Annotated in this window: 31 protein-coding genes; 14 read left to right on the top strand and 17 right to left on the bottom strand. The window is 64.6% G+C overall.

Annotated features, from left to right (window positions below):
* Positions 1–133, bottom strand: a 133-nt coding sequence (locus RLDS_RS55020; protein ID WP_161626705.1) for a recombinase family protein, incomplete at its 3' end; no start/stop codon positions are given.
* 125 nt (positions 134–258) lie between these two features.
* On the opposite strand from RLDS_RS55020, the gene RLDS_RS31105 reads away from it, so the two are divergent.
* Entirely contained in the window at positions 259–3,150 is a 2,892-nt protein-coding gene (locus RLDS_RS31105; RefSeq protein ID WP_016746447.1) for a Tn3 family transposase, read from the top strand.
* A 1-nt stretch (position 3,151) separates the two neighbouring features.
* Entirely contained in the window at positions 3,152–3,766 is a 615-nt protein-coding gene (locus RLDS_RS31100) for a DUF6118 family protein (RefSeq protein ID WP_228222247.1), read from the top strand.
* 3 nt (positions 3,767–3,769) lie between these two features.
* Here RLDS_RS31100 and lgt read toward each other — a convergent pair whose 3' ends face one another.
* From lgt to RLDS_RS31065, 7 genes are read right to left on the bottom strand one after another with little or no spacing between them, the layout of a single operon-like run.
* Positions 3,770–4,645: a prolipoprotein diacylglyceryl transferase gene (gene lgt, locus RLDS_RS31095; RefSeq protein WP_007016079.1), complete on the bottom strand. Its 876-nt coding sequence runs from the start codon at positions 4,643–4,645 to the stop codon at positions 3,770–3,772.
* Between the two features lie 46 nt (positions 4,646–4,691).
* Positions 4,692–5,078: a rhodanese-like domain-containing protein gene (locus RLDS_RS31090; protein ID WP_004213269.1), complete on the bottom strand. Its 387-nt coding sequence runs from the start codon at positions 5,076–5,078 to the stop codon at positions 4,692–4,694.
* A gap of 36 nt (positions 5,079–5,114) precedes the next feature.
* A complete protein-coding gene (locus RLDS_RS31085; protein ID WP_007016078.1) occupies positions 5,115–5,864 on the bottom strand; it encodes an MBL fold metallo-hydrolase in 750 nt (249 codons plus the stop codon).
* A gap of 19 nt (positions 5,865–5,883) precedes the next feature.
* On the bottom strand, positions 5,884–6,663 hold the full coding sequence (locus tag RLDS_RS31080) for a sulfite exporter TauE/SafE family protein (RefSeq protein WP_004213267.1): 780 nt from the start codon (positions 6,661–6,663) through the stop codon (positions 5,884–5,886).
* Positions 6,660–7,103, bottom strand: a complete 444-nt coding sequence (locus RLDS_RS31075) for a DUF6691 family protein (protein WP_004213266.1) — start codon at positions 7,101–7,103, stop codon at positions 6,660–6,662. The genes RLDS_RS31080 and RLDS_RS31075 overlap by 4 nt, the downstream gene beginning before the upstream one ends.
* A 3-nt stretch (positions 7,104–7,106) precedes the next feature.
* Complete coding sequence (locus RLDS_RS31070; protein ID WP_004213265.1) at positions 7,107–7,532, bottom strand: YeeE/YedE family protein; 426 nt, start codon at positions 7,530–7,532, stop codon at positions 7,107–7,109.
* A 2-nt stretch (positions 7,533–7,534) separates the two neighbouring features.
* Complete coding sequence (locus RLDS_RS31065) at positions 7,535–7,876, bottom strand: ArsR/SmtB family transcription factor (protein WP_004213264.1); 342 nt, start codon at positions 7,874–7,876, stop codon at positions 7,535–7,537.
* A gap of 203 nt (positions 7,877–8,079) precedes the next feature.
* Here RLDS_RS31065 and RLDS_RS31060 point away from each other — a divergent pair, with 203 nt between their 5' ends.
* Both RLDS_RS31060 and RLDS_RS31055 read left to right on the top strand, forming a co-directional pair.
* Complete coding sequence (locus tag RLDS_RS31060; protein WP_007016074.1) at positions 8,080–9,552, top strand: multicopper oxidase family protein; 1,473 nt, start codon at positions 8,080–8,082, stop codon at positions 9,550–9,552.
* Between the two features lie 102 nt (positions 9,553–9,654).
* Positions 9,655–10,164, top strand: a complete 510-nt coding sequence (locus RLDS_RS31055) for a DsrE family protein (protein ID WP_007406276.1) — start codon at positions 9,655–9,657, stop codon at positions 10,162–10,164.
* 16 nt (positions 10,165–10,180) lie between these two features.
* Here the strand turns inward: RLDS_RS31055 and RLDS_RS31050 are convergent, their stop codons facing one another.
* Both RLDS_RS31050 and RLDS_RS31045 read right to left on the bottom strand, forming a co-directional pair.
* Positions 10,181–10,402 carry a GDCCVxC domain-containing (seleno)protein gene (locus tag RLDS_RS31050; protein WP_004213258.1) on the bottom strand — a complete coding sequence of 74 codons (222 nt, stop codon included), beginning with the start codon at positions 10,400–10,402 and terminating at the stop codon, positions 10,181–10,183.
* Complete coding sequence (locus tag RLDS_RS31045) at positions 10,402–10,818, bottom strand: mercuric transporter MerT family protein (protein ID WP_004213257.1); 417 nt, start codon at positions 10,816–10,818, stop codon at positions 10,402–10,404. The genes RLDS_RS31050 and RLDS_RS31045 overlap by 1 nt, the downstream gene beginning before the upstream one ends.
* Positions 10,819–10,881: 63 nt before the next feature.
* On the opposite strand from RLDS_RS31045, the gene RLDS_RS31040 reads away from it, so the two are divergent.
* On the top strand, positions 10,882–11,298 hold the full coding sequence (locus RLDS_RS31040) for a MerR family transcriptional regulator (protein WP_021224446.1): 417 nt from the start codon (positions 10,882–10,884) through the stop codon (positions 11,296–11,298).
* A 94-nt stretch (positions 11,299–11,392) separates the two neighbouring features.
* Positions 11,393–12,817: a transposase gene (locus RLDS_RS31035; protein ID WP_021224445.1), complete on the top strand. Its 1,425-nt coding sequence runs from the start codon at positions 11,393–11,395 to the stop codon at positions 12,815–12,817.
* Positions 12,818–12,823: 6 nt separating this feature from the next.
* Here RLDS_RS31035 and RLDS_RS31030 read toward each other — a convergent pair whose 3' ends face one another.
* Positions 12,824–13,390, bottom strand: a complete 567-nt coding sequence (locus tag RLDS_RS31030; protein WP_004212894.1) for a recombinase family protein — start codon at positions 13,388–13,390, stop codon at positions 12,824–12,826.
* Between the two features lie 214 nt (positions 13,391–13,604).
* On the opposite strand from RLDS_RS31030, the gene RLDS_RS0127585 reads away from it, so the two are divergent.
* From RLDS_RS0127585 to RLDS_RS30995, 8 genes are all read left to right on the top strand, one after another.
* The gene (locus tag RLDS_RS0127585; protein WP_228222241.1) at positions 13,605–13,988 is read left to right on the top strand and encodes a DUF305 domain-containing protein; all 384 of its coding nucleotides are present in this window, start codon (positions 13,605–13,607) and stop codon (positions 13,986–13,988) included.
* Between the two features lies 1 nt (position 13,989).
* The gene (locus tag RLDS_RS31025) at positions 13,990–15,429 is read left to right on the top strand and encodes a YncE family protein (RefSeq protein ID WP_021224443.1); all 1,440 of its coding nucleotides are present in this window, start codon (positions 13,990–13,992) and stop codon (positions 15,427–15,429) included.
* 1 nt (position 15,430) lies between these two features.
* Complete coding sequence (locus tag RLDS_RS31020) at positions 15,431–15,940, top strand: RNA polymerase sigma factor (RefSeq protein ID WP_021224442.1); 510 nt, start codon at positions 15,431–15,433, stop codon at positions 15,938–15,940.
* On the top strand, positions 15,937–16,707 hold the full coding sequence (locus RLDS_RS31015; RefSeq protein WP_021224441.1) for an anti-sigma factor family protein: 771 nt from the start codon (positions 15,937–15,939) through the stop codon (positions 16,705–16,707). Before RLDS_RS31020 ends, RLDS_RS31015 begins: the two co-directional genes overlap by 4 nt.
* A 337-nt stretch (positions 16,708–17,044) precedes the next feature.
* Positions 17,045–17,917, top strand: a complete 873-nt coding sequence (locus RLDS_RS31010; protein WP_021224438.1) for a LysR family transcriptional regulator — start codon at positions 17,045–17,047, stop codon at positions 17,915–17,917.
* Entirely contained in the window at positions 17,914–19,065 is a 1,152-nt protein-coding gene (locus RLDS_RS31005; RefSeq protein ID WP_021224437.1) for a TDT family transporter, read from the top strand. Before RLDS_RS31010 ends, RLDS_RS31005 begins: the two co-directional genes overlap by 4 nt.
* A gap of 89 nt (positions 19,066–19,154) precedes the next feature.
* Positions 19,155–20,390: a molybdopterin-dependent oxidoreductase gene (locus RLDS_RS31000; protein WP_021224436.1), complete on the top strand. Its 1,236-nt coding sequence runs from the start codon at positions 19,155–19,157 to the stop codon at positions 20,388–20,390.
* A 12-nt stretch (positions 20,391–20,402) separates the two neighbouring features.
* Positions 20,403–20,885: a c-type cytochrome gene (locus RLDS_RS30995; protein WP_021224435.1), complete on the top strand. Its 483-nt coding sequence runs from the start codon at positions 20,403–20,405 to the stop codon at positions 20,883–20,885.
* 130 nt (positions 20,886–21,015) lie between these two features.
* On the opposite strand, the gene RLDS_RS30990 is transcribed toward RLDS_RS30995, so the two are convergent.
* From RLDS_RS30990 to RLDS_RS30965, 6 genes are read right to left on the bottom strand one after another with little or no spacing between them, the layout of a single operon-like run.
* Positions 21,016–23,517: a heavy metal translocating P-type ATPase gene (locus RLDS_RS30990; RefSeq protein ID WP_004212886.1), complete on the bottom strand. Its 2,502-nt coding sequence runs from the start codon at positions 23,515–23,517 to the stop codon at positions 21,016–21,018.
* On the bottom strand, positions 23,514–24,122 hold the full coding sequence (locus RLDS_RS30985) for a cation transporter (RefSeq protein WP_004212885.1): 609 nt from the start codon (positions 24,120–24,122) through the stop codon (positions 23,514–23,516). The genes RLDS_RS30990 and RLDS_RS30985 overlap by 4 nt, the downstream gene beginning before the upstream one ends.
* Positions 24,119–24,805 carry a ZIP family metal transporter gene (locus RLDS_RS30980; RefSeq protein ID WP_004212882.1) on the bottom strand — a complete coding sequence of 229 codons (687 nt, stop codon included), beginning with the start codon at positions 24,803–24,805 and terminating at the stop codon, positions 24,119–24,121. Before RLDS_RS30980 ends, RLDS_RS30985 begins: the two co-directional genes overlap by 4 nt.
* 3 nt (positions 24,806–24,808) lie before the next feature.
* Positions 24,809–25,222, bottom strand: a complete 414-nt coding sequence (locus tag RLDS_RS30975) for a hypothetical protein (RefSeq protein WP_004212881.1) — start codon at positions 25,220–25,222, stop codon at positions 24,809–24,811.
* Between the two features lie 47 nt (positions 25,223–25,269).
* Positions 25,270–25,647 (bottom strand): hypothetical protein, encoded by a 378-nt coding sequence (locus RLDS_RS30970; protein ID WP_009824022.1) that lies wholly within the window; start codon positions 25,645–25,647, stop codon positions 25,270–25,272.
* Positions 25,644–26,132 (bottom strand): SRPBCC domain-containing protein, encoded by a 489-nt coding sequence (locus RLDS_RS30965; protein ID WP_013849881.1) that lies wholly within the window; start codon positions 26,130–26,132, stop codon positions 25,644–25,646. The genes RLDS_RS30970 and RLDS_RS30965 overlap by 4 nt, the downstream gene beginning before the upstream one ends.
* Positions 26,133–26,140 lie beyond the last annotated feature (8 nt).

Here is a 26,140-nt window from a genome sequence, read left to right as displayed (position 1 = left end):
CATCACGGCTACCGGATGCACGATCATCATAGATATTGCCTGGCTCGACACCGGCAGCGCGAAGGGCATCGTGCTGCAGGTCGAGCGACTGCGAGCCGTCGGCTTTGGACACGCGGGCGTAGCCGATCAGCATGGATCACAAACGAAGGTTTGAGGCGGTGACGAACATGAGCACATAAGATTGGGCTATTGTGTATCTTAACCAGCATCTCAATCAAGCTATCTCAAACCGTAGCTCGGAAAGAATAAGGAGCATGTATGCCGCGTCGCGTGACCCTGACCGATCGACAGCGCGAGGCGCTGCTTCACTTGCCGGTCGATCAAGGTGAGCTGCTGCGGCACTATACCCTCAGCGATGAGGATCTCGGGCATATCCGCCAGCGCCGGCGCGCCCACAATCGTTTTGGCTTCGCGCTGCAACTGTGCGTCCTGCGCTACCCGGGCCGGGTGCTCGCTCCTGGCGAGTTGATCCCGGCGCAGGTATCGGATTTCATCGCGGCCCAGCTCGGCCTGACCAGCGACGATCTACTCCTCTATGCCGCGCGCGAGGAGACCCGGCACGAGCATCTGGCGGACCTTCGCCGAATCTACGGCTATCGCTCCTTTTCGGGGCGGGGCGCACGGGATTTGCGCGAATGGATCGCTCGGGAAGCCGAGGCGGCGACATCGAATGAGGATCTTGCCCGTCGCTTCGTTGCGGAGTGTCGCCGCACCCGCACGATCCTTCCCGGCTCCTCGACGATCGAGCGCCTTTGCGCCGATGCGCTGGTTGAGGCCGAGCGCCGGATCGAGGATCTTATCGCCCATCGCATCACGCCAACCCTGAGCGAGAATTTGGCTCACCTGTTGGAGGATACGGTGGATGGTCGCGTCACGCGCTTCGTATGGCTGCGACAGTTCGAGGTTGGCGCAAATTCAGCAGCCGCTAACCGGCTGATGGATCGACTGGAATATCTTCAAAGGTTCGATCTTCCGGCGGATTTGCTGGACGGCGTGCCGGCGCATCGTGTGACCCGGCTTCGCCGGCAGGGCGAGCGCTATTACGCCGACGGCATGCGTGATCTGCCCGAAGACAGGCGGCTTGCGATCCTCGCTGTCTGCACCCTGGAATGGCGGTCATCGCTGGCCGATGTCATCGTGGAGACCCACGATCGCATCGTAGGCCGTCTCTATCGGGCCTCCGAACGCCTTTGCAACACCAGGATCGCCGACGAAAAGGCGGCCGTTCGGGACACGCTGAAGTCCTTTGCCGAAATCGGTGGTGCTTTGCTTGGAGCGCAGGACGATGGCACGGCCCTGGACGGGATAATCGCCACCGGGCCTGGCTGGGAACGGTTCAGAACCCTTGTCGCCACGGCCTCCGCGCTGACCAACGTGCTCGCGGCCGACCCGCTCAGCCGTGTGCTGGACGGCTATCACCGTTTCCGCCTCTACGCGCCCAGGATGCTGCGCCTGCTCGACATGCAGGCGGCGCCGATCGCCACGCCTCTTCTGGCGGCCGTTGCGATGCTGCGTAACGGGATCAAGGTCGATCCGCCGGTGGATTTTCTACGTCCCAACTCGAAATGGCATCGTCATCTTCGCGCTGAGCCCAGCGGCGACCACCGGCTTTGGGAAATCGCGGTGCTGTTCCACATCCGCGACGCCTTCCGGTCCGGTGACATATGGTTGGCGGGATCGCGCCGCTATGGCGACCTCAAGCAGCTTCTGGTCCCGCCACAGGCGATAGAGCAGACCGCGCGGCTCGCCGTGCCGCTGCGGCCCGGCGAATGGCTGGCCGAGCGCAGGGCTCGACTGGATACACGGCTGAAGGAGTTTGGCCGCGCGGCGCGAACCGGCACGATCCCAGGCGGCATCATCGAGAACGGCAAGCTGCACATCGACAAGCTGAGGGCCGACACGCCCGAAGGGGCCGAGGATCTCGTGCTCGATCTCTATCAACAGCTCCCGCCCGCGAGGATCACCGATCTGTTGCTGGAAGTCGATGAGCGAACCGGATTTTCCGAGGCGTTCACGCATCTGCGCACCGGCGCGCCCTGCAGCGACCGGATCGGCCTGATGAACGTGTTGCTGGCGGAAGGCGTCAATCTCGGTTTGCGCAAGATGGCGGCGGCGACCAACACGCACAGCTTCTGGGAATTGCTGCGGATCGCGCGCTGGCATGTCGAAGGCAGCGCCTATGATCGGGCGCTCGCCATGATCGTGGAGGCCCACGCCGCCCTGCCCATGGCCGCCTTCTGGGGACAAGGGCAATCGGCATCCAGCGACGGGCAGTTCTTCCTTGCTACCGAGCAGGGCGAGGCGATGAATCTGATCAACGCGAAATATGGCAACGTCCCGGGCCTCAAGGGATACAGCCATGTGTCCGATCAATATGCGCCGTTCGCAACCCAGGTGATCCCGGCAACGGTCAGCGAGGCTCCCTATATCCTGGACGGGCTGCTCATGAATGACGCGGGCCGCCGCGTTCGCCAGCATTTTGCCGACACGGGCGGCTTCACCGATCATGTGTTCGCCGCCTGCGCCTTGCTCGGCTACAGGTTCGCCCCCCGTATCCGCGATCTCCCTCAGAAAAGACTCTATGCCTTCACGCCCAACGCGACGCCGGCCAATGTGCGAGCGCTGGTCGGAGGTAAGATCAATGAACCGCTCATCGAGCGCAACTGGCCCGACATCCTGCGCATCATGGCGACGATCGCAGCGGGGATCGTCGCCCCCAGCCAGATTCTTCGCAAGCTCGCCTCTTACCCGCGCCAGAATGAGCTGGCCCTCGCATTGCGAGAGGTGGGCCGCATCGAGCGAACCCTGTTCATGATCGACTGGATTCTTGATGCCGGCCTCCAGCGCCAGGCTCAGATCGGCCTCAACAAGGGTGAGGCCCACCACGCCCTAAAGCGCGCCATCAGCTTCCACCGCCGAGGTGAAATCCGGGATCGATCCGGCGAAGGCCAGCACTATCGCATCGCCGGAATGAACCTGCTCGCCGCCATCATCATATTCTGGAACACCATGAAGCTCGGCGAGGTCGTCAATACCCGGGCCGCCAGCGGTACCCATATCGCGCCTGATCTACTCGCCCACGTCTCGCCGTTGGGATGGGAACACATCAATCTAACCGGGGAATATCGCTGGCCCAAATCCTTAGCGTAGGATTCCGCCCCCTCCCGCAAACGCCCCCTATAGCGAGACGCTGGCGGGCATGGTGCAGAAGATCGACGCCACCTTGCAGCGCGCCGACGCGCTGGTGACGGCAGCCAGGGACGGAGCAACGCCGCGTCACGTTGTTGACCGGATCGTAGCGGCAGGCGGTGACGCCCGCGCCGAGGACCGGCGGACGATCGCGACCGCAGCCGCAGAGCTGAAGGATGCAACTCGGGCGCTTCAGGGCGTCACCGCATCGGCGCGGCGGGGCTACGAGCAGAACCGCTGGTTGATGTGGACGGCGATCGGCGGAGTGGTGCTCGGCATGGTGCTTTGGGCGGCGTTCGCCGGCGTCGTCGCGCGTGCCGTGCCGGCGAGCTGGCAATGGCCGGAAAAGATGGCGGCGCGAGCGCTCGACCTGTCAATGTGGGAAGGCGGGCAGCGGATGATGCAGGCCGCCTCGCCCACCGCGTTCCGCGCGATCATAGCGGCCGACAGGATGGTGTTGGCCAATCGCGAAACGATCGAAGGGTGCAGCAAGGCCGCAGCCCGAACGCGCGAGACGGTGCGATGCACAATCAAAGTTGGTGCTAGCCTTGAGGAGCAGCAGGATAGCGACCGCTAGTTCCTATTCACTGCAACTCGATTTTGGCATGATTGCTGGCTCACTTTTTACTGATTTGCCCTGCTGGTTGCGCGAGCCGGCGCGCCAAGCTGCGACTATCAAATAGATACCTGCGGCAATCATCGGCACGGTGAGCCACTGACCCATATGAAGCCCTGTTCTGGCTGTGAAGCCGACAAGCTGGGCATCCGGCTCCCGGAAGAATTCGACAATGAAGCGAGCGAGCCCATAGCCAAGAAGGAACACGCCGACGAGCATGCCAGGGCGACGTCGGGCGTTGGTAAACCAGAAAAGGCACGCGAGCACGGCAAACAAGACCAGTCCTTCCAGCCCGGCTTCGTAGAGCTGGCTCGGGTGACGCGCGAGGCCATCGCGACTTCCGGGGAACACAATCGCCCAAGGCACATCGGTGGGCTTTCCCCAAAGCTCACCATTCACGAAATTAGCGAGGCGGCCGAAGAACAGGCCGATCGGCACGGTGCAGGCGACATAATCATGGACCCGCAGCCATTCGAGGCCGTGTCGTCGCGCGAACAGGATCAGCGCGAGCGAGACGCCAGCTGCACCCCCGTGGAACGACATGCCGCCGTCCCACAGCTTGAGGATTTGCAGGGGGTCGAAGATCATCTCAGGACCGTAAAAGATCACATAGCCGAGACGGCCACCGAGGATAACGCCCAACGTCGCGTAGAACACGAGATCGTCGGCTTGTGCGCGGTTCATCGGGGCCGCTGGTTGGGCCAGCAGCCGCAGCAGATACCACCACCCGGCAATGATGCCGGCGATATAGGCCAGCGAGTACCAGCGGATGTCGAGCGGGCCTATGGAGATGGCTATCGGGCTCAATCCGAGGCTGGCGAATGCGATATGGCTATCCAAGGATTGTATCCTGCCTGCGAGAAGCGGCGCTCGAGCGCGCCATGGGTTATTCCGGTGCGATTGAAGCGCCGGCATCCTTGAGCGCCGCAAACCCGCCGGGGACGTGGGCGACATTCTCCACGCCCATCTCCTTGAGTGATTTTGCGGCCAGCGCCGAGCGGGCGCCGGACCCACAATAGAGCACCAACCGCGATCCACTGGCGAGTTTGGCATTGTGGGTGGGGCTTTCAGGATCGACCTGGAATTCCAGAAGGCCACGCGGGACATGCACCGCACCAGCCACCAGCCCCGATTTTGCGACTTCCCCTGGCTCGCGGATGTCAACGAACTGGACCTTGGGATTGCCGACAAGTTTGGCTGCATCGTCAGGCGCGATAGTTTCGACAATCGCATTCGCTTCGGAAACGAGTTGTTTCGAGGTGCGTGTTGGCATCGACTTTCTCCTGTAAATGAACCTGTATCGGATGGCTCAGCCCTGCTCGGACTTGCCGCCTATCTGGCGCAGCATTTCCGGCAAATCTGTCGGGCAATCACCGCAAAGCTTGTTTGCCGGAACGGCAACGTCGATCTTCTTTGGGTAGGGAAGATCGAGAGCGGCCATGATCGCGACGAATTCCTGAACGGTCTTGCCCGCAAGGCGCGGGTTCCGTTCACGCTCCTGCGCCACTGTCGTGATGTGGCGATGATTGTAGTCGTGAGCCGGGTAGATCAGACCATCGCCCGGCAGCGTGAAAATCTTCTGCGTGACGGAGTGATAAAGGGTGGCGGCGTCACCGTTTTGGAAGTCGGTGCGGCCACAGCCGTCGATTAGCAGGGCGTCGCCGGTGAAGGCGCGAAGACCATCGGGCTGCTCAACCAGGTAGGTATGGTGGGCGTCGGTGTGCCCCGGCGTAAACAGCGGCTGAAGCTTGAGCGCGCCGACAGTCAAAGGCTGGTCCTCGGCGACCCCCACGTCAGCACAGGGAAGGCCGTCCATGGCGGGGTACGCGATCTTGGAGCCGGTAAGGCTGCGCAGATAGCAGGCCGATGTGACGTGGTCCGCATGCACATGCGTCTCCAACGTATAAGCCAGTTCGAGATCCAGTTCCTGAAGCGCGGCAAGGTCGCGTTCGATCGTTTCGAGGACAGGATCGATCAGGACGGCTTTGCGCGTCTCCGGGCAACCGAGGAGGTAGGTGTAGGTCGAGGACTCCGGCTCGAACAACTGACGAAAGATCATGATCGGTCTCCAATGGTGTCTAGCCGCCGATCCCGCCCAGGCTGCGGAACAGCATGTAGGCGGCCACGGCCAGCAGGACGAAAGCGAAGATGCGGGTGAGCAAGCCCTTATGATCGGCGAGCCGGATGGCGGTTTGCATGCCGGCGACGCCGCCAGCGACCCCGCCAGCGATGAAGAAGCCGGCCACGCGCCAATCCACGAGTCCTGACAGGGCATAGTTGAGGGCTGTCGCCGATCCGAACGTTCCCACCGAAAACAGCGACGATCCGACCGCGTTGAGGATGGGCATGCCGCTGCCGAGCATGATGCCGGGCACAATCAGGAAGCCGCCGCCGATGCCGAAGAACCCTGACAGGAGGCCGGCGAGAAGGCCGATCGCCACGAGCCGCACAGCGATGGGGCGCGTGATCCGCACGCCCGGGTCGCCGCCGCCGGATTTGCCGCGCAGCATGGAAACCCCCACCACGATCATCACGCCTGCGAACAGCACCAGGAGATGCTGACCCGCCACCATCTTGCCCAGGGTGGAGCCGATCAGGGCGCCTATGACGCCCGATGCCCCGAAGACGAGGGCGCAGGGCCACTTCACGGTTCCGGCCCGGGCGTGCTGGATCAGGTTGGCGAAGGCATTGGCGGCCACCGCCAGCGCGCTCGTGCCGATCGCGACGTGCGGGTCCTTCATGCCCACGACATACAGCAGCAACGGCAGGGCAAGGATCGAGCCGCCGCCGCCGATCACCCCGAGGGTAAAGCCGACGACGACACCGGATATGAGCGTGAGGATGTCGACCGGCGTCATGGGTTTGCCCCGGGCCTGGCTGCGCGATAACGTTCCTGAAGGGCGAAGACGCCCATGCCCGCCAGCATCGCCACGACGAACACCAGCGCCGCCGGCGCTCCGAGGCTCAGGGCGACCAGGGCCGGACCAGGGCAGTAGCCGACGAGGCCCCATCCGACGCCGAACAAAGCCGCGCCCGAGAGAAGCTTCTTGTCCAGGGACCGGGACGATGGCCCATTGAACGCCGGTGCGAAAAGCGGAGCATCGCGCCTTCGGCCGAGTGCAAATCCCAACGCTGAAACCATGACGGCCGAGGCCAGCACCAAGGCAAGGCTCGGGTCCCACGACGGCGCGGCGACATCAAGAAACGCCAGAACCTTGCTGGGGGCTATCATGGCGGAGACGATCAGGCCGAAGCCGAAAATGAGCCCCGAGGCGAGCGCGATGAGCAGCTTCCTCATTGCTCAGAGTCCGATGACGTGTCGGGCGACGTACACAGTCGCGGCCGCTGTGATGAGGAAGACGCCTGTCGCGGCGAGCGAGCGGGGCGAGAGCCTCGCTATTCCGCAGACGCCATGCCCGCTGGTGCAACCACTCCCGAGCCGAGTCCCAAATCCCACCAGAAGGCCGGCTGCGATCACGACGGCGACTGGGGCCGGCGACGTGAGGTCCGGTAGCAGGCCGCCCGCCGCCCGGTAGAGCAAGGGCGCGGCGAGCAGGCCGACCAGGAATGTTGCGCGCCAGGCCATCTCGCCGCGGACAGGCGCAAGCACCCCGCCGACGATGCCGCTGATTCCAGCGATGCGCCCATTGGCGATCCACAGGAAGGAAGCCGAGAGGCCGATTAGCGCGCCGCCCACGATGGCCGAGAATGGGGTGAAACCCTCCATCGTCAGGATTCTCTGCTCTCAGCTTCGTCACCGGCGCAAAAGAGTGCGTAGAGTTCCGTCAGGATCGGCAGCACGCGCTCGGACGTGATGCGGTAGAATATCGTCGTTTTCTCCCGCCGTGTTCCGACCAGGCCTTCGTCGCGCAGCGTGGCCAGATGGCGGGACAAATTCGACTGTGTCAGTCCGAGGCGTTCGCCCAGATCGGTTACCGACAACTCCCCGCCGAGCAGGCTGCACAGGATCATCAGACGGTGCCGGCTCGCAAGCGAACGGAGGAACGCTTCCGCTTCGCCGGCCTTTTCCTCCAGAAGCTCCGGAGACATTTTAACGAGGGAAGGTGGCACAGTTGCTCCAAACATCTTATATGTAGCATATATGATGGAGTGGTGTTCGATCAAGCGCCAGCTAGGAGGTTCCCCCCGTGAGCTACTATTTCGCCAAGCCATCGAGGCTCCTTCGAAGCGCCGGAGTGCGAGGTAACCCCATGCTGATCGACCAGGCTGTCCGTATCGCTTCCGAGCTGCGCTGCACGCTGGGACAGATTTAGATGCTCGATCGACGTTCGCTGTTGGCTGGCGGAGCGGCATTGTTCGCAACCACCGCTTGCTCGCGCTCCACGCCGGGCCTCGGCGGGGGAGGTGCAAACCCGCTTCCGATGCCGCCGCTGTTGGACGCACGGCCTGGCCGCTCATTCGCGCTACGGGTCCAGTCCGGAACGACTTCATTTTATCCAGGCCGGCCGAGTGACACGCTCGGGTATAATGGCAGCTATCTCGGACCGACGATCAGGGTGCGCCGTGGCGACGACGTGGCGGCTGTCGTGACCAACGGGCTCAACGCGGACACGACTGTGCATTGGCACGGGCTTCTGATCCCCGGAGAGCTGGATGGTGGCCCCCATCAGATCATCGCGCCGGGCGCGACCTGGCGGCCCACGCTCCCGATCCGGCAGCCCGCAGCGACCCTCCTTTATCACTCACACGTCCATGGGTTGACGGCCGAGCAAGTCTATTCGGGCCTGGCTGGGGCGTTGCTGGTAACCGACGACGAAGAGCAGGGCCTGGGGCTCCCGTCAGAATATGGCGTGGACGATCTGCCCCTGCTCATCCAGGATCGCCAGTTCGAAAATGGTCGCCTTGTCATGCCAGGCGGCATGATGGTCGCCATGCAGGGCCGGCGCGGCGACACGATCCTTGTGAACGGCGCGGTGAATCCGCTGGCGGCGGTGCCAAATCGGTTGGTTCGCTTGCGGCTCGTCAACGCATCGAACGCGCGGATTTATGAGCTGTCGTTTTCCGATCGGCGGAGCTTTCACTGGATCGGAACCGAAGGGGGGCTGCTCGAACACGCAGTGGCATTGGAAGCCATAACCTTGGCGCCGGGCCAACGTGCCGAGCTTCTCGTGGACTTCACGGACGGTAGGTCCGCCTCGCTGGTGACGGCGGCTGATACCAACAGCTCGATGATGGGCGGCATGGGTATGATGGGGCGTGGCGCCCGAAGGACCGATGCCGCGGCACCAGCGACCGTGCTGCGGTTTGAACCACGGCCGTTGGGACAGGCTCGTGCCAGCGGCGTCGTGCCGACCCTTCTGGCATCACGAACTGGGCCCGACGCCAGCAAGGCGGTGCGCCGTCGCCGTCTGAGCCTCAACATGGGCATGGGCGGCATGATGGGCTCAGGAAGCGGCGGTGGCGGCCTTACGATCAATGGCAAGCCATTCGACATGAATCGCATCGATGAGACGGTGAAGCTAGGCTCCACCGAAATATGGGAGGTGTCTGGCGAAATGATGCGCCACCCGATCCATATTCACGGCGTCCACTTTGATGTTCTCACCCGCGGTGGCGGGCAGCCCGATGTTCTCGACCAGGGGCCGCGCGACACGGTCCTCGTCAAGGAACCGGTGGAGCTTCTCATCCGATTTGATCAGCCGGCCAAGAGCGCTCCCTTCATGTATCACTGCCATATCCTTGAACATGAGGATAATGGAATGATGGGCCAGTTCAGTGTTGCGTAGGCGTAGGCTCCCACTTCTGGAGAGTTTATGCAGCGCCTACCGTCCAACAGGAGAGCAAGGTTGCCAAAAAGAGCTTTCGCCACATTTCTGCTCGCGGCAACGATGCTGACCGGCGGCACCTCGCTAGCTGCACAGGATAATCTGGTTTATCCCGTAATACCGGGATTTGGCGGGATCGTGGCCGTGCCCAGTGCTGCCGAGCGGCCCGATCCCAAGCTTCGCTACCGCGTCTTGTTCAATGTCACCAAGGCCGCAAGCTCTCCCGACAAAGTGAATCCCAGCCTTGAGAAGGTCGCGCGCTTCGTGAACCTGCTAGGCGCGGACAAGGTCCATCCGGCTGGTGACATCGCCGTCATCATTCATGGTCCCGCGACCCCGCTCGTCCTGCAGAACGCGCCATATGCGGCGCGTATGAAGGTAGCGGCCAACCCGAACGCTGCGCTGATTGCCGCTCTCCAGAAAGCCGGTGTTTCAATCCGCGTTTGCAGTCAGGCCATGGTCGGAAATGAGATCATGCCGAACCAAGTGGCTTCGGGCGTTGAGATCGATGATTCGGCGCTTACAACCTTGGCGAATCTACAAATCCGGGGTTACGCGCTCATCCCGGATTGAAAGGTGCGATACCCCCTCACCCGCAGCAGCCCGCCACGGTCCCGTTCGCCTTCGCCTCCTGAATCGGAGGGCATGGGACATCGCCGAACGAGCAGAACACGCAGCAGTCGCCGGCCAGGGGCCGCAGCACCGCCGCGCAATGTCGGCAATCATAGAAGAACTGGCAGGCGTTGGTGGGCATCGTCTCGGTCGCGACACCGCCGCACTCGGGACAGGTCAGCGTGGAGGTGAGCTGCATCAGGAAAGCGCCTTTATAAGCGGCGCTTCAATGCGATCCCATATCAGCGCGGTCAGCGTCAGGGTCGTGCCGATCGTGAGCATGATCGGAGTTGCGCGGGACGGTAGGGTCACGGTGCAGGACCGATCCGCAGCGCAGGTCCTCCGACGCCGCACATACGCCCACCACCCGGCAGCCAGGCCGACGAGGGAAAGCGCCGTCAGGGCCCAGCGCAGAGGCATCAGCGCGGCGAAGGTGCTCGACAGGCCCGCCCCCACGCCCAGCGCCGCCAGCGCGAGCGGCAAGACGCAGCAGGATGCGGCGGCTAGGACCGCGCCGAAGCTCGCCAGCGCACCCAGGGCGGATAGCCCCGCGTCGGCGCGGCGTGGCGATGCGGAAGCGGCCAGGGTTTCGTGCGGCAAAATCCTTTTATTCATCAGTCGTCTCCGGCGGAATAACCCCCTAATGCCTCCTGTAGCGGCTACAGGAGCAAGCGAATTATGAGGGATGAGAAAGGCCTAGCTATCGGCGAGTTGTCGCGCCGAACCGGCGTGAACATCGAGACGATCCGCTATTTCGAGCGCGTCGGCATTGTGGCGACCCCACCCCGCACGAGCGGGGGCCGGCGAGTATATGGGGCCGGCCACGTCCGCGTCCTTGGATTCATCCGTGGCGCGCGTGAACTCGGCTTCACCCCGGCCGAGGTGCGCGCGATCCTGTCACTTGGCGGTCCCGCGCAGGCGTCGTGCAGTGAGGTCCGCGAGATCGCGGCCCACCACCTGGAGCGGGTTCGCGCGAAAATGGCAGACCTAGCGCAACTCGAAAGCCTGCTTGCCACGACGATCGACCGTTGCGAGGGCGACGGGGCGGCGAGTTGTGCCGTGATCGAATTGCTTGACCAATATACAACCACTTAGGTGTCAAAACCGGTCGGGGCTGTTGAAAAAAGGCCGGGTGATCCGATCGCGTTCCTAACGGGTTCCCTGCTTCGACACATCGGGAGCAGCGGCCATGATGGGTGAGCAACAGCGAGGCGGCAAGGGCGCAAGCTGGCGGGCGCTGGGAGCGATGATCCCCGCCGATCATATGCTGCACAGGATAGACGGGCTGATCGACCTGGGTGAACTGCGCGATGCGCTCGCGCCGCACTACAGTTGCCGTGGGCGTCCCTCGATCGCGCCTGAATTGCTGGTCCGCATGGCGCTGATCGCTCGCCTCTATGGCATCACGTCGGAGCGCCGTCTGTGTGAGGAAGTCCGCTTCAACCTCGCCTATCGCTGGTTCTGCCGATTGCCGCTCAACGCGCCGGTGCCGCACCACTCGACGTTTAGCAAGAACCGGCATGGCCGCTTCCGCGATGCTAGCATCTTCCGCATCCTGTTCGAGCAGACGGTGCGGCGCTGCGCCGATGCGGGGCTGATCGCCCACAAGGATGCCGCAATCGATGCATCGTTCGTCGCGGCCGATGCAAGCTGGCAGCGCAAGATGCGGGACGCCGACATGGCCGCGCCCCGGCTTCCCCGCCCGGTTTGTGAATGGCTGGCGGATCAGGCCAATGCTCCACCGCAGGAACATGGCGTACCGCGTGGCAAACCGGCCGAGGTGTCACGCACCGATCCGGCGTCGGCATGGTCGGCGCGCACGGCGCGGGGCCGGTTCGGCTATGCCTTCAATGTCCTGATTGACACGCCGGGAGGGGTGGCGATCGACGTGGAGGCCAGTCCCGCCCGCTTCGCCGCGGAAGTCGATGCGGGGCGGACCATGCTGGCACGGGCCGACAATCGGTTCGGCTATCGGCCAAAGCGTGTCGCGGCCGACACCGCCTATGGCAGCGCTGCGTTCCTGGCGTTCGTCACCGATCGCGGCACCATCCCGCATATCCCGGTGCTGGAACGATCCGAACAGACCAAGGGCAAATTCCCCCGCGAAGCCTTCCGCTATGAGCGGGAGCAGGACCGCTATGTCTGCCCCGCTGGGAAGATACTGCCCTTTCGCGGTGCCGATCGTCGGGCGGGCTTTCTCCGATACAGCGCCAGTCCTGCCGATTGCCGCGCCTGTCACCTCAAACGGAAATGCACCGCAGGCAGCAACAGGTCGGTCACGCACAGCGAATATGAGGACGTGCGTGAGATGGTGCGCGGCGAGATGCAGACGCCGCTATTCAAGCGGTCGATGCGGCTGCGCCGGGGTGTCGAGCGGGTGTTCGCCGATGCCAAAGGCAAGCGAGGGCTGACCCGCCTGCACCTTCGCGGACTGCGCGGTGCCGAAGAAGAGTTTCTGTTGGGCGCGGCCATTGCCAATCTCGTGCTGTTAGCCCGCACCGACGCAAGACCGGCCCGGAACCGTCGCCCGCCCCCGGTGCCGGAACGCATCGAGCGCATGGCCCGGATCAGCCGTGGCCGGTTCGAGCAATCCTACTACGCGACGATCTTCTGACGCCGGTTAGCCGGGTTCGCGCTCGGCCGCAGGGAAGTGGCGATAGAAGGTAGAACGGCCGACCTGGAGCAGCTTCGCGACCTTCGCCGGTTTGTCGCCAGCCTTGAGCAGCTTGCGGGCGGTATCGAGCATGTCAGGCGTCATGACCGACTTGCGGCCTCCGCCCGTGCCGCCCTTGGCCCGTGCCGCTGCCAAACCGGCAATCGTCCGTTCCTTTATCAGTTCGCGCTCCATCTCCGCGACAGAAGCGAGGATATGGAACAGCAGACGGCCCGATGGGGTTGCCGTGTCGAACCCGTCCGTCAGGGACCGGAAATCAATCTTCCGAGCGGACAAGTCCGCCGCCAGTTCGATCAGGCCCCCGATCGATCGGCCAAGGCGATCGAGCTTCCATATCACCAGCGTGTCACCGGCCCGCACGAAATTGAGAGCTTCGGTCAGACCGGGACGGTTCAGCTTCGCGCCGCTCACCTTGTCGGTGAACAGCTTTTCACAGCCAGCCTTGGTCAGCGCATCGGTTTGTAGCGTCAGGTCCTGGTCGGAGGTCGAGACACGCGCATAACCAACCAGCATGAGTCCCGTTATCCCATCTCAAACAGCGAATTTCGGGACTCATATTTCGGGAACATATTTTGGGAAAGCCCCGGCGGGCATACAGCGGATTTTTGTGTCGGTCACGGTCGTCCCGTTGGAGGTTCCCAATCGGGAAGGCTGATAACCGGCTCACCCATGGAATAAACCCGGACGAGCGTCGTCTATGCTTTCAGGACTGATGCGCCGGAGGCTTATGCGTAGACGATATTGGATGCTCGGTCTGACTGCTTCGGCCCTGCTCACAGGCGCAGTCGCGGCCGCCCCTGCCGGTGGTTACGCCAGCATGGTGGCTGCCGCGATGGACCGGATGATGGCGGGCATGATGGTCAAGCCGTCCGGCAACGTCGACCGCGACTTCGTCACGATGATGCTCCCGCATCATCAGGGTGCGATCGATATGGCAGTGGCGGAGCTGCGCTACGGCCATAACGAGCAGCTCAAGCGCATCGCGCAGGAGATCATCATCGATCAGCAGCAGGAGATTGCCGCTATGAAGTTGGCGATCGGTCAGCCGCTACCGCCTTCGACGCCGGCCCCGACGCAGGGCGGCGACCACCACAGCCCTATGGAGCACTGACATGATCCGGACCATCCTGCGCTCGGCCGCCTTGCTGATGAGCGCCGCACCGGGCCTCGCCATGGCGCAGCAGGCGCCGTGGAACGCCAAGGACATGCCCGTCAGCCACCGCGACCGCGTCTATGCGTCCGAACAATTCTCCAACACGGTGTCGGTGACGGACCCTGCCGACAACCGGCTGCTCGGCGTCATCAAGCTCGGCGATCCGCAGCCGATGAACTTCTCCCCGCTCTACAAGGGACAAGTGCTGGTCCACGGCCTGGGCTTCTCGCCGGACGGGAAGACCTTGGCGGTCGTGTCGATCGGATCGAATGCCGTGTCGTGGATCGACACCGCCACCAACACGGTCAAACACACGACCTATGTCGGGCGCAGTCCGCACGAGGCGTTCTTCACGCCGGACGGAAAGGAGGTCTGGGTCACCGTTCGCGGCGAGGACTATATCGCCGTGCTCGATCCCGCGACGTACAAGGAAACCGGCCGCATCAAGACGCCCGGTGGTCCGGGTATGACGATCTTCTCGCCCGATGGGCGATACGGCTATGTCTGTTCCTCGTTCAATCCGGTGCTGGCCGTGTTCGATGTCGCAACCCACGCACAGGTCGGACAGGTGGCGCAGCCGAGCCCATTCTGCCCCAACATCGCCGCGACGCCGGACGGCAAGCAGGCGTGGTTTACGCTAAAGGACATCGGCAAGACGGTCGCATTCGATGCCAGGCCACCCTTCACAATCCTCAAGGTGCTGGATACCGGGCCGATCACCAATCACGTCAACTTCGCCCGCACGGCCAAGGGGCAGTTCGCCTATGTGACGGTCGGCGGGGAGAATGCGGTGAAGGTGTTCCGCACGTCCGACTTCACGCTGGTGGCAACCATTCCAGTCGGCAAGATGCCGCACGGTGTCTGGCCGTCCGGCGACGGTCGGCGCATCTATGTCGGGCTGGAGAATGCCGATGAGCTGGCCGCGATCGACACCGCTGGCAACACGGTCGTCGCTACCGTGCCGGTCGGACAGGCACCGCAGGCGATCGCCTATGTGCCGAACGCTGTTCCGACAGGCCCCGGCACCGACAATCTCCAGCCGCTCGGCACGGCCGGCAAGGCGTTGCATCTGACTATGGGGCCGATCGGCGGCAAGGGTGCGGCAAGCAGCATCACCCTCTTCGACCAAGGCATCATTCAGGTCGTGCAGAGTGCCGTTACCGGTTTGCAGCCCAAGAAGCCCTACATGCTCGTGCTGACCGCCAACGCGGATGGTAGCGGCGCTGTAGAGCCGCTTGCCAACTTCATGAGCAACCCGGCGGGTGCGGCGATCGTCAACGCGTCGGGTCCGATCCGGCAGATCGTTCAAGGCAGCACCGCGACGCCCCGCCGTTTTCTGGCGGTCGCTGAGGTGGTGAACGGCGCGCCGGGACGCATCGTGCAGGTACAGCGCGACTGACATGGACCCGCTTGCCGCCGCGATCGAGCCCCTGATCCCCGGTCTGCGCCGCTATGCCCGGTCGTGGTTGCGCGATCGGGCAATGGCAGATGACGTGGTGCAGGATTGTCTCGAGCGCGCGGTCGGGCGCTGGCGACAACGACGCGGGGCGGAGGTGCGCCCATGGGTCTATACGATCCTGCACAATCTGTTGGTCGACCATCAGCGGCAGCATAGCCGGCGAGGCACAGCGGTTCCGCTCCACCTCGTGGACGACGCCACGCTCGGCCGTCCGGCCGATCAGGAAACAGGCCTACACCACCGCGACCTGCTGCGCGCCCTTGATGCGTTGCCCGAGGAGCAGCGAACGGTGCTGCTCCTCGTATCGGTCGAGGGCCTGCCCTATGCGGAGGTCGCTGCCGTTGTCGGCGTGCCGCTGGGCACGGTGATGTCGCGCATATCCCGGGCGCGCGACCGACTGGCGACCCTCCTCCGGGAGGGTGAACGGCCGCGATTGAGGAGCGTGCAATGACCAGCCCGATCGGCGAGGACGATCTGGCCGCATGGATCGATGGCAGGCTGTCGCCCGAGCGGCAGCGCCTGGTCGACGCCTATCTTGAAGGCCAGCCGGACCTGCATGCCCGTTTGCGGGAACAGGCGGAGCAGGCGCGAGCCCTTGCATCCCTGTTTGCCCCGATCGCGGATGAACCGATCCCGGCGACGATGCGCGTCGCAGCCATCAGGGGGCGGCAACGTCAGCCGCGATGGCAATTCGCCATCGCCGCGTCACTTCTGCTGGCGGTCGGGTTTGGCGGTGGTTGGTCGAGCGCGAAGTGGAGCGGTGAACCCCGCGCAGGCATCGCGGCGCTGGCCAACGAGGCGAGTGACAATTTCCGTGTCTATGCCGCCGACCGGATACGACCGGCGGAGATCGGTCCGGATCAGCGCGCCATGCTGATCCGATGGACCTCCGCCCGTTTGGGTGAGCGCGTCACCATCCCGGACCTCAGCACAGCCGGCTATCGCTATGGTGGGGGGCGACTGGTCGCGACGCCTCACGGCCCTGCGGCACTGCTCCTCTACGACGGACCGCAAGCGTCGAAACTCGCGGTGCTGACGAGGCCTATGCAGATCGACAAGACTGCGAGCATGACCAGCACGTCCAGCGGGACCATGGGCCGGGTCACATGGGCAGTCGACGGGATCGGCTATAGTGTGGTGGGCGAGCGGCCTGCGGCCGAGCTGCATCCGATTGCCGATGAAGTCCGGCGGCAGGCCGATGCGGCGCTGGTGTCCTGATAGCGCCCTTGCTGCTCCTCAGCGCCGACAGGCACCGGGCGGGCCAGCGCGATCAGGGCTTGCGCTCGGCATCCTTCCTGGCGGCCTCGGCCGGCGTCAGGCGGGCTCGCTCGCGGATGTGGCGTTCCAGCGGCGCGCCGACGAACAGGACGAGCATCGCAAGGATCACCCCGCCAGTGATGAGCGGTCATGGACGATCAAACGTCGCAGGCCCGCCTAACGCTCCAAGTCTTCGAGACCATCGCAGACGAAAGGCTGCCGATCATTCCGATATCCAGATTGGAATGACCATATCAAACGGTTGGTCGTATCGATCTAAGTACGCGATATATGCTGCATGACCCTGGAGCAGCTCAGAATCTTCGTCGGTGTCGCGGAGCGCGAACACGTCACCAAGGCAGCGGAGGTGCTGAACGTCACGCAGTCCGCTGCCTCCGGCGCGATTGCTGCCCTCGAAGCGCGCTACGGGGTTCCTCTGTTTCACCGCGTCGGGCGTGGCATCCAGCTGACCGAAGCAGGCCGCGGCTTTCTGGAGGAAGCGCGCGCGGTGCTGGGGCGGGCAGCGCATGCCGAGACGATGCTGGCGGACTATGCCGGGCTTGCCCGTGGTTCATTGCGGATCGTCGCCAGCCAGACGATCGCGAGCTACTGGTTGCCGGCAAAGCTAGCCGCCTTCCACGAACGCCACCCGCAGATCGCGGTCGAACTGGCGATCGACAACACCGAAGGTGCGGCAGCGCAGGTCCTGAGCGGCGCGGCGGAGCTCGGTTTCGTCGAGGGCGAGGTGGACGAACCGGCGCTCGCCCACTGGCATGTCGGGCGTGATCCGATGGTGCTGGTCGGCCGCGAGGACACCGGGCGCGTCGACGAGGACTGGCTGCGCACTGAACGCTGGATCGTCCGTGAGCTGGGATCGGGTACGCGCTCGACCTTCGAGGACGTGCTGCGAACGCGCGGGTTTGATCCGGCCCAGCTGACGATAGCGATGACGCTGCCGTCCAACGAGGCGGTGCGCACCGCCGTCGAGGCGGGTGCCGGCGTTGCCGTCTTGTCGCGATTGGTCGTCGCGCGCGCGCTCAAGGCCGGTGACCTTGTCGAGCTGCCGCTCGGGCTGCCCGACCGCGCCTTTCACGCGCTGCGCCACAAGGAACGCTATCGCACCCGCGCGGCCGACGCGCTGACGGACCTCATCAAGGAGCAGGTCGCATGACTGCCGACACGCACTCCGTTCTCAGCGGCCTCAAGCCGCTCAGCCGGCTCGATCATCCCCGCGAGATGATTCGTCAGTTCACGCCCAACTGGTTCGCCGCGACGATGGGCACCGGTATCCTCGCGCTCGCGCTGCCGCAGGTGCCCGGCATCGGGCCTTCGCTTAAACCCGTCGGCGAGGTGTTGTGGTTCTTCAATATCGCACTCTTCGCGCTGTTCGCCGGCCTTTATGGCGCGCGCTGGGTGATGTTCGGGCACGAGGCGCGGCGCATCTTCGGGCATAACACCGTGTCGATGTTCATCGGCACCATCCCGATGGGCCTCGCGACGATCATCAACGGCTGCCTCGCCTTCGGCATCGCACGGTTCGGGAATGGCATCGTACCGGTCGCACACGTCCTGTGGTGGATCGACGCCGCCATGTCGCTCGCCTGTGGCGTGCTGATCCCGTACATGATGTTCACCCGTCACGAGCACAGCCTGGACGGCATGACCGCGGTATGGTTGCTGCCGGTCGTCGCTGCCGAAGTGGCGGGCGCCAGCGGCGGGCTGCTCGCGCCGCATCTGGCCGATCCTCACGCGCAGCTCGTCACGCTTGCGACCTCCTATGTGCTGTGGGCCTATTCGGTGCCGGTCGCGTTCGGCATCCTCGCCATCCTCATCCTGCGCATGGCGCTCCACAAACTGCCGCAGGAGAGCATGGCGGCGTCCTCCTGGCTGGCGCTGGGACCGATCGGCACGGGTGCTCTGGGCATGCTGGTGCTCGGGGCGGACGCGCCGGCTATCCTCGCGGCGCACGGGCTGGCCGGTATCGGTGCCGTCGCGCAAGGGATCGGCGTTGTGGCCGGACTCTGCCTGTGGGGCTTCGGCCTGTGGTGGCTGGCGCTCGCGACGCTCATCACCATCCGCTACTGGCGCGCCGGCGTCCCGTTCAACCTGGGCTGGTGGGGCTATACCTTTCCGCTCGGCGTCTACACCGTCGCCACCTTACGCCTAGGCACGACGCTGAACCTCGGTTTCTTCGGTTTCGTCGGCACGGTGCTGACAGTCGCGCTTGCGGCGATGTGGCTGCTCGTCGGCGCCAAGACGCTGGCCGGCGCATGGCGCGGCAACCTGTTCGTCTCACCCTGCATCGCCACCCCGAACTGATCCGCCATGATGATCGGATCAGTCGGTCCGATCACTTGCGAAACGCCCCTTCGATCCGCCAGCGTGGCTGGCCACAGGAGAGCCTTGTCATGGACAATTTCGACGCCGAACTGGCGAGTGAGACCAGCCGTCGCCGCTTTCTCAGGCATGCCGCGCTCGGTACCGCCGGCCTTGCCGCCGCGCCGGCACTGGCGCAGCAGCTCGTCGACCTGAAGCTGCCTGGCGGCAATGCCGAACGGCCGATGACCAGCGCCTTTCCCGGCAAGGGCAGCATGATCCTCCAGCGTGTCCATCCGCCCTTGCTGGAAACGCCGATGGACGTGTTCGACAAGTCGGTGTTCACGCCCAACGACCAGTTCTTCGTCCGCTGGCACTGGGCCGACATCCCGACCTCGATCGATGTCGAGACTTTCCGCCTCAACGTCTTCGGCCACGTCAACCGACCGCTGTCGATCAGCCTCGCCCAGCTGCTGCGCCTGCCGCGGGTCGAGATGGCGGCGGTCAACCAATGCTCGGGAAACAGCCGTGGGCTGTTCCAGCCACGTGTTGCCGGCGCGCAATGGGGCAACGGCGCGATGGGCAATGCCAAATGGCTCGGTGTGCGCCTGCGCGACGTGCTCGACCTCGCCGGGGTCAAGACAGGCGCGGTGCAGGTGCGCTTCGGTGCGCTCGATCAACCGGTCGTGGCGGGCGCCCCTGACTTTGAGAAGGCGCTCGACATCGACCATGCCCGCGACGGCGAAGTGATGATCGCCTTCGGCATGAACGGCGAGCAGCTGCCGCTCCTCAATGGCTTTCCCTGCCGGCTGATCGTGCCGGGCTGGTACTCGACCTATTGGGTCAAGATGCTGAACTCGATCGAGGTACTGCCCGGCCCCGACGACCAGTATTGGATGGCCAAGGCCTACAAGATCCCCGCGACGCCGGGCGCGAATGTCGCGCCCGGCGCCAGAGACTTCCCGACTGTCCCCATCAACCGCATGATCCCGCGCAGCTGGATGACCAGCCTGCCCGATGGCCAGACGATAGCCTATGAGGCATCGATCCCGGTCGGCGGCATCGCGATGGGCGGCGACTGCGGCGTCGCCAAGGTCGATGTATCGTCGGACGGAGGCCGCACCTGGTACAGGACGACGCTCGGAGCGGACGAGGGCAGGTACAGCTTCCGTCGGTGGGATGGTCGCGTGCCGCTGCGACGCGGTGCCAACCCGATCATGGTGCGCTGCTGGAACACCAACGGTGTCGCCCAGCCGATGAAGCCGATCTGGAACCCGGGCGGGTTCATGCGCGGCAATATCGAGACCACCACCATCATCGCGGCCTGAGGAGCGAGTAGCATGAAGACCCCGTCTCCCGGCATCATGGCCGCTGGCCTGATCGGCCTGACCGGCATTATCCTCGTCTCGATCGGGGCGCCGAGCAGCCGCAAGGCGCCTGCCCCGATCTCCGAGACATCCGAGCCGGCACCGCCCACCAGCGTCTCAGCCCGCGGCTTTTCGCTCGCCTCGACCAGCGTCGACCTGCCGGTCGATGACGCTACCTACCCCGATGGTCCGCACGCCGACGTCATCAACGCCAACTGCACTTCGTGCCACTCGGCCAGCATGGCGCTAACTCAGCCTGCGCTATCGGCGGACCAGTGGAAGGCGACCGTCACCAAGATGCGTGAGGTGTACAAGGCGCCGGTGGCCGAGAAGGACGTTGACGCGATCGTTGCTTATCTCACCGCTATGCCGAGCCAGAAAGCGGCACCCGCAACCGGCAAGGCACAGGATCCCGACCCCAAGGTGGCTCCTGATGTCTCAGGTGGAACCGGATAAGCAAACCTCTCGCATAATCTAAAAAGGCGATTTCGACAGACGATCGGCAGCCTTCAGTAGGACTTTTTCAACAGCCACGGCCGCTTGCTCTCGGCAAGCGTGCCGTCGAGGTCGAAGGCGATCAGCCACTTCATGCCGCCTTCCCTGCCGGATCGCGGTAGGCGAGCAGCCTGAGCGCATTGATGACGACGAGCAGCGTCGATCCCTCATGAACCGCCACCGCTGGCCCAATGCCGAGGCCGAGGATGGTAGCAGGCACCAGGAAGGCGACGACACCCAGGCTGACGAAGACGTTCTGCCGGATGATTCCACGGGTATGGCGGCTAAGACCGACTGCGAATGGCAGGTGCGCCAGATCGTCGGCCATCAGCGCCACGTCGGCTGTCTCCAGCGCAACGTCCGACCCCGCCGCGCCCATCGCGATGCCGACCGTGGCGCTTGCCATCGCCGGCGCATCGTTCACGCCGTCGCCCACCATCGCGACCTTGTCTTCGCCGGCGAGCTTCTTGATCGCGGCAACCTTGTCTTCGGGCATGAGGTCGCCCCACGCTTCGTCGATCCCGACTTCGTCGGCGATCGCTTCGGCGACTTTCTGGTGATCGCCGGAGATCATTATCATCCGCGACACGCCCATCTCGTGCAGCCGACGCAACGCGGTCTTGGCAGCTTCGCGAGGCGTGTCCATCAGGCCGATCGCGCCCAGGTCGCGGTCCCCCTTGCGGACCACCATTGTCGTGCGGCCGTTCTCGCGCAGCTTCGCGATTGCGTCCTGCGCGCCCTGCCCCAGCGCCGGAATGCCCTCACTTCCGAACATCTCGGCCTTGCCGATCCACACCGTCTCGCCATCCACGCTCGCGGTGACGCCCCGACCGGTCAGGCTCTTGAGGTCGCCGGCAGTCGGCACGGCACGATCGTTCAGACGTTCGCGGCCGTCCTTGACGATCGCTTGGGCCAGGGGATGGTCGCTCAACGCTTCGACGGCGACAGCCAGCGCCAGCAACTCGCCTTCATCGGCGCCATCGACGGGCACGACATCAGTGATGCGCGGACGACCTTCGGTCAGCGTGCCCGTCTTGTCGAAAGCGATCGCTTTGAGCGACCCGAGGTTTTCGAGCGGTGCACCGCCCTTCACGAGCACGCCGCCCCGCGCTGCACGGGCAACGCCCGACAGGACCGCGCTCGGCGTTGCGATCGCGAGCGCGCACGGGCTTGCCGCCACCAGCACCGCCATCGCGCGATAGAAGCTGTCGCGGAACGGCTCGTCGACGACCACCCATGCGAACAGCAGGAGCACTGACAGGACCAGGACGGCGGGCACGAAGATCCGTTCGAACCGGTCGGTGAAGCGCTGCGTCGGCGACTTCTGCGTCTCCGCTTCGCTCACCATCTTCACGACCTTGGCAAGCGCGCTTTCATTGGAACGGCGTGTCACCTCGATCTCGATCGCGCCGCCGCCGTTGATCGTACCAGCAAAAACCCGGCTTTCCGCGTCGACTGCATCGGGCTTGGCGCGTGCCGCTGCGGCATCTGCGACCGGCACCTTGTCGACCGGGATGCTTTCACCCGTGACCGGGGCCTGGTTGATCGCGCTGGTGCCCTTGATGACGAAGCCGTCGGCAGGCAGGCGCTCGTTCGGGCGGACGATGGCAATGTCCCCGACGACCATCTGCTCGACCGGGATTTCGCTGGTCTGCCCGCCGCGTCGCACGGTCGCGGTTTCGGGCGCGAGCTTCGCCAGCGCCTCGATCGCCTTCTTGGCGCGGCCCATTGCATAATGCTCAAGCGCATGGCCGAGGCTGAACAGGAACAGCAGCAGCGCACCTTCGGCCCATGCGCCCAGCGCAGCGGCGCCGGCCGCAGCGACCAACATCAGCGTGTCGATCTCGAACTTCTTCATCCGGAGGTTGTCGATCGCCTCGCGCAGCGTGAAGAATCCGCCGAAGAAATAGGCTGCGATATAGCAGGCGGTCGGCAGCCATTCGGGCGCGCCAGCGACCAGCCTCTCGATCGCGTAGCCGATCCCCAGCAGCGCGCCACAGGCGAGCGCGAAGATCAGCTCGGTATTGGGGCCGAGAAATTCGGCGTGGCTATGGTCGTGGCCATCGCCGGGGCCGTGCTTCTCTTCGCCCGCGCCGTGGCCCCCGGGGCCGTGGTCGTGGCCGGCATGTTCATCGGCAGCGACCCGCTTGCCCACCCTCACCTTCAGCTTGCGAAGCGCAGCGCGCACCTCCTCTTCGGTGGTTTCGCGGCGATCATATTCGACCCGGACAGACCCGCTGGTGCTGGCGCTTGCCTGGACCACGCCGGGCAAGGCGCACAGCGCATCGCTGACCGTGCGCGCCCGACGTTCGTGGTTGATCCCCGTCACCTGCCAGATCGCATGGCCGTAGCGCTCGGTGATTTCGGCACCTGCGGCGCGCACCATTTCGCGCAACCGTGGCAGCGGCAGCTTGGCGGCATCGAAATGGATGCACAGCGCCGCTGGCGTGTTGCCGTCGAGACAGATCACATGCGCCCGCTCGACACCTTCGCGCTTTGACAGGGTTGATACGAGACGGTCCAGGCAGGCATCGGCCGCGTCAGGAAGGTCCGGCAACAACACTGGAATGTCGAGTTCGAGCTTGTCGTTCATGACGACCTCCTTTCGCTTTTCTTGGTTTCGGCGCGCGCGTCGCGCAGGATTTCGACACCGCCCTTGATGGCGATGATGGCGGTGGCGAAGCCGACCAGCAGGTCCGGCCAATTGGTACCCAACCACAGCACCAGCACGCCGGCGATCAGGATGCCGCCGTTGGAAATGAAGTCGTTGAAGCTGAAGGTGGTTGCGGCCCGGAGATTGACGTCCGGATCCTTGAGGCGCTGGAGCAGCCGCAGGCAGAGGTAATTCACGACGCCGGCGATCGCGGACATGACCATCATGGTAGGTCCGATGGGCTCGCTGCCCTGCACGTAGCGCCGTCCGACATCGATCAAGATGCCGCCCGCGAAGATCAGCAGCATGACGCCCGAAGCGACCGCGGCGCGTGTCTTCCATGTCTGGCCCCGGGTGAGCGCCACAAGGCTCAGCGCATACACAGCCGTATCGGACAGGTTGTCGACGCCGTTGGCGATCAGCGCGCTCGAGTCCGCGAAGAAGCCGGAAACGAAGAAGCCCGCAGCGATCGCCGCGTTCAGCAGCAGGACGATCCACAGTGTGCGGCGCTCCTGCCCGCCATTGTTGTCGTTGCCCGGGATCATCCCATCATCTCCTCAAGTGTCAGCAGGGCCAGGAAGCCGACGAAAAACATCGAGCTGATGAGCGGGGTGTCGGGTTTCTCGTGCGCCTCGACCAGCAACTCCTCCGTGACGAGGTAGAGCAGCGCCATCAGCCCGAAGCTGAGGAAGCCGGCGATCATCACCGGCGACAGCGCGGCGACCGGCACGGCAGCGAGCGCGCCGATCGGCAGCAGCAGGGCCAATGCCGAGACGATCACGATGATGCGCAAGCGCGAGCGATAGGTTTCCGCCAGCTCGTCGGTCAGCGTCAGTCCCAGAAATAACACTTCCAGAGTGAGCGCGATCGTCAGCAGGAGACCTGCCTTCTCGCCCGCCACGAAAGCGAGGCCGAGCACCAGGCCGTCGACCAGAATGTCGATGCCGATCGCGGCGAGTAGCGCCATCGGCCCCTTGAAGCGGGCCTCAAGAGCCTTGAGCCCCAGCATGGTCGCGACGCCCGCCGCCCCGCCGATCAACGTCGCGCTGGGCGATGCCTCATGCTTGACCTGCGGCAGGATTTCGGTCGCTGCCGCCGCGAACACGACGCCGGCAGCGAGATGCTGTAGGCCCGCCACGAGGCCAGGTTTCAACTTGGTGCGGCTCGCGACAATCGCGCCGAGCACGACCGCCAGCACAGGCGCAAGCGTATAGAGCAGTGCCTGCATTTCCTAGGACTCCTCCGGGGTTCGGTGGCAGACGCGGATCTTCCCGCGTCGCGTGAACGCGATCGATCCGCCCGCCACGACAGCCCGCGAATGGTCGCCGCGAAACTCGTCACCGGTTCGCTGCGCGCGCAGGATCTCGGTCCTGCCCTTCGGCAGCCAGGTGACGGCCATTTTCAAGCCGTCATCGATGAAGTCGACATCGGCGCGTGTGCCGTCGTCGCAGTACATGATGCGCTGCGCGATTAGTTTCGACGTCAGATGCTTTTCATGCGCCGGCTCGGTAGGCTGGGTCGGCGCTGGATTACACGCCCCTATAACCGCCCCGGAGACGAGAACGACGCCGAGGCGCGCGATCGCCAGACCGGCCCGATTCAGGCCGCACAAGGTTGTCACATTTGAAATCGACGTGTCAGACATCGGTCTCTTCCGACGAAGCGCCCTGTGGCGTTCGAAGGCAGGGCAGTTCATCGCGTGCCTTCCTGCTCGCAGATCCGGGTACGGCCATCGCCTTCCACGATGGTGAGCTGCGACCCCTTGAAGGTCGCGGTGGCTGTTTCGCCGACATATTGCAGGCCCTGCGCTGGCGCGGTCAGCATCATCGGCGGTCCCCCGTTGGAGCGCCGCAAATCGATCTGCAGGCCGTTGTCCTTGTAATCGACGAACAGCGGTTCCCCGTCGGAACAGCGATATCTATGCCGCCCCATTTCCCCGGTCGCCACGGCGCTGTCGGACGAATGGATCTGCTGCTCCGTTGGCGGGGCTGGCGGCTTTCTTTCCGAGCACGCCGCGAGCCCGACAACGAGGATGACGGCGGGCAGCACCCGCTTACAGTGCATCATCATCGCGCCTTCCTCCTGCAGCGGAAGGGGACGCGCTGACGATTGATAGCCCGGGCAGGCTGACCTACCCGCCAGCGGAGATAGGTTGCGAGGCGATCGTCAGATTCGACCATCAGGGATCGCAGGCGGCGCAACATCATCGCCGCGAACGGCAGGGAGAGCGCCCCGCGCAGCGTGCAGCTATGCGTTAGCCTGGTGCCGCCATCGTCCCCCGCCAGCTCGTACCGCTCTTCGAGCGTGAACAGATAGGGGATGCCGCAGGACCAAGCGAAGGCGTGCGGTTTATCGAATCGATCAATCCGTGCTGGCGTCCGAATTGGCCGGGTGATGCCCTGGATCGCAAAGGTGCATTCTGTGTCGCCGAGCCGGGACGGATCATCGAGAAATACGAGCGGACTCCACGCCCGGCGATGATCCGGATCGGTGAGTGCCGACCAGATGCGCAGTGGCCCGCCGTGAAGCATCGAGCTGGTTATGGTGCGAGGCATATCCCCAT

It is taken from the genome of Sphingobium lactosutens DS20 (assembly GCF_000445105.1).
Lineage (GTDB): Bacteria > Pseudomonadota > Alphaproteobacteria > Sphingomonadales > Sphingomonadaceae > Sphingobium > Sphingobium lactosutens.
The sequence above is the reverse complement of the archived record's forward strand: the minus strand, read 5'-3'. Positions and strand labels throughout refer to the sequence as shown.

What these genes read in the sequence shown, in the direction of transcription:
- RLDS_RS30980 (WP_004212882.1), bottom strand. Translation starts at nt 24,805, where the DNA reads ATGCAGGCACTGCTCTATACGCTTGCGCCTGTGCTGGCGGTCGTGCTC.
- RLDS_RS31050 (WP_004213258.1), bottom strand. Translation starts at nt 10,402, where the DNA reads ATGCAGCTCACCTCCACGCTGACCTGTCCCGAGTGCGGCGGTGTCGCG.
- RLDS_RS31055 (WP_007406276.1), top strand. Translation starts at nt 9,655, where the DNA reads ATGCTGACCGGCGGCACCTCGCTAGCTGCACAGGATAATCTGGTTTAT.
- RLDS_RS30965 (WP_013849881.1), bottom strand. Translation starts at nt 26,132, where the DNA reads ATGCCTCGCACCATAACCAGCTCGATGCTTCACGGCGGGCCACTGCGC.
- RLDS_RS31040 (WP_021224446.1), top strand. Translation starts at nt 10,882, where the DNA reads ATGAGGGATGAGAAAGGCCTAGCTATCGGCGAGTTGTCGCGCCGAACC.
- RLDS_RS31025 (WP_021224443.1), top strand. Translation starts at nt 13,990, where the DNA reads ATGATCCGGACCATCCTGCGCTCGGCCGCCTTGCTGATGAGCGCCGCA.
- RLDS_RS31015 (WP_021224441.1), top strand. Translation starts at nt 15,937, where the DNA reads ATGACCAGCCCGATCGGCGAGGACGATCTGGCCGCATGGATCGATGGC.
- RLDS_RS31090 (WP_004213269.1), bottom strand. Translation starts at nt 5,078, where the DNA reads ATGCCAACACGCACCTCGAAACAACTCGTTTCCGAAGCGAATGCGATT.
- RLDS_RS31085 (WP_007016078.1), bottom strand. Translation starts at nt 5,864, where the DNA reads ATGATCTTTCGTCAGTTGTTCGAGCCGGAGTCCTCGACCTACACCTAC.
- RLDS_RS31070 (WP_004213265.1), bottom strand. Translation starts at nt 7,532, where the DNA reads ATGGAGGGTTTCACCCCATTCTCGGCCATCGTGGGCGGCGCGCTAATC.
- RLDS_RS31105 (WP_016746447.1), top strand. Translation starts at nt 259, where the DNA reads ATGCCGCGTCGCGTGACCCTGACCGATCGACAGCGCGAGGCGCTGCTT.
- RLDS_RS31020 (WP_021224442.1), top strand. Translation starts at nt 15,431, where the DNA reads ATGGACCCGCTTGCCGCCGCGATCGAGCCCCTGATCCCCGGTCTGCGC.
- RLDS_RS31075 (WP_004213266.1), bottom strand. Translation starts at nt 7,103, where the DNA reads ATGAGGAAGCTGCTCATCGCGCTCGCCTCGGGGCTCATTTTCGGCTTC.
- RLDS_RS30970 (WP_009824022.1), bottom strand. Translation starts at nt 25,647, where the DNA reads ATGATGATGCACTGTAAGCGGGTGCTGCCCGCCGTCATCCTCGTTGTC.
- RLDS_RS30975 (WP_004212881.1), bottom strand. Translation starts at nt 25,222, where the DNA reads ATGTCTGACACGTCGATTTCAAATGTGACAACCTTGTGCGGCCTGAAT.
- RLDS_RS31060 (WP_007016074.1), top strand. Translation starts at nt 8,080, where the DNA reads ATGCTCGATCGACGTTCGCTGTTGGCTGGCGGAGCGGCATTGTTCGCA.
- RLDS_RS31035 (WP_021224445.1), top strand. Translation starts at nt 11,393, where the DNA reads ATGATGGGTGAGCAACAGCGAGGCGGCAAGGGCGCAAGCTGGCGGGCG.
- RLDS_RS31045 (WP_004213257.1), bottom strand. Translation starts at nt 10,818, where the DNA reads ATGAATAAAAGGATTTTGCCGCACGAAACCCTGGCCGCTTCCGCATCG.
- RLDS_RS31030 (WP_004212894.1), bottom strand. Translation starts at nt 13,390, where the DNA reads ATGCTGGTTGGTTATGCGCGTGTCTCGACCTCCGACCAGGACCTGACG.
- RLDS_RS31010 (WP_021224438.1), top strand. Translation starts at nt 17,045, where the DNA reads ATGACCCTGGAGCAGCTCAGAATCTTCGTCGGTGTCGCGGAGCGCGAA.
- RLDS_RS30990 (WP_004212886.1), bottom strand. Translation starts at nt 23,517, where the DNA reads ATGAACGACAAGCTCGAACTCGACATTCCAGTGTTGTTGCCGGACCTT.
- RLDS_RS30995 (WP_021224435.1), top strand. Translation starts at nt 20,403, where the DNA reads ATGAAGACCCCGTCTCCCGGCATCATGGCCGCTGGCCTGATCGGCCTG.
- RLDS_RS31000 (WP_021224436.1), top strand. Translation starts at nt 19,155, where the DNA reads ATGGACAATTTCGACGCCGAACTGGCGAGTGAGACCAGCCGTCGCCGC.
- RLDS_RS30985 (WP_004212885.1), bottom strand. Translation starts at nt 24,122, where the DNA reads ATGATCCCGGGCAACGACAACAATGGCGGGCAGGAGCGCCGCACACTG.
- RLDS_RS31005 (WP_021224437.1), top strand. Translation starts at nt 17,914, where the DNA reads ATGACTGCCGACACGCACTCCGTTCTCAGCGGCCTCAAGCCGCTCAGC.
- RLDS_RS0127585 (WP_228222241.1), top strand. Translation starts at nt 13,605, where the DNA reads ATGCGTAGACGATATTGGATGCTCGGTCTGACTGCTTCGGCCCTGCTC.
- RLDS_RS31080 (WP_004213267.1), bottom strand. Translation starts at nt 6,663, where the DNA reads ATGACGCCGGTCGACATCCTCACGCTCATATCCGGTGTCGTCGTCGGC.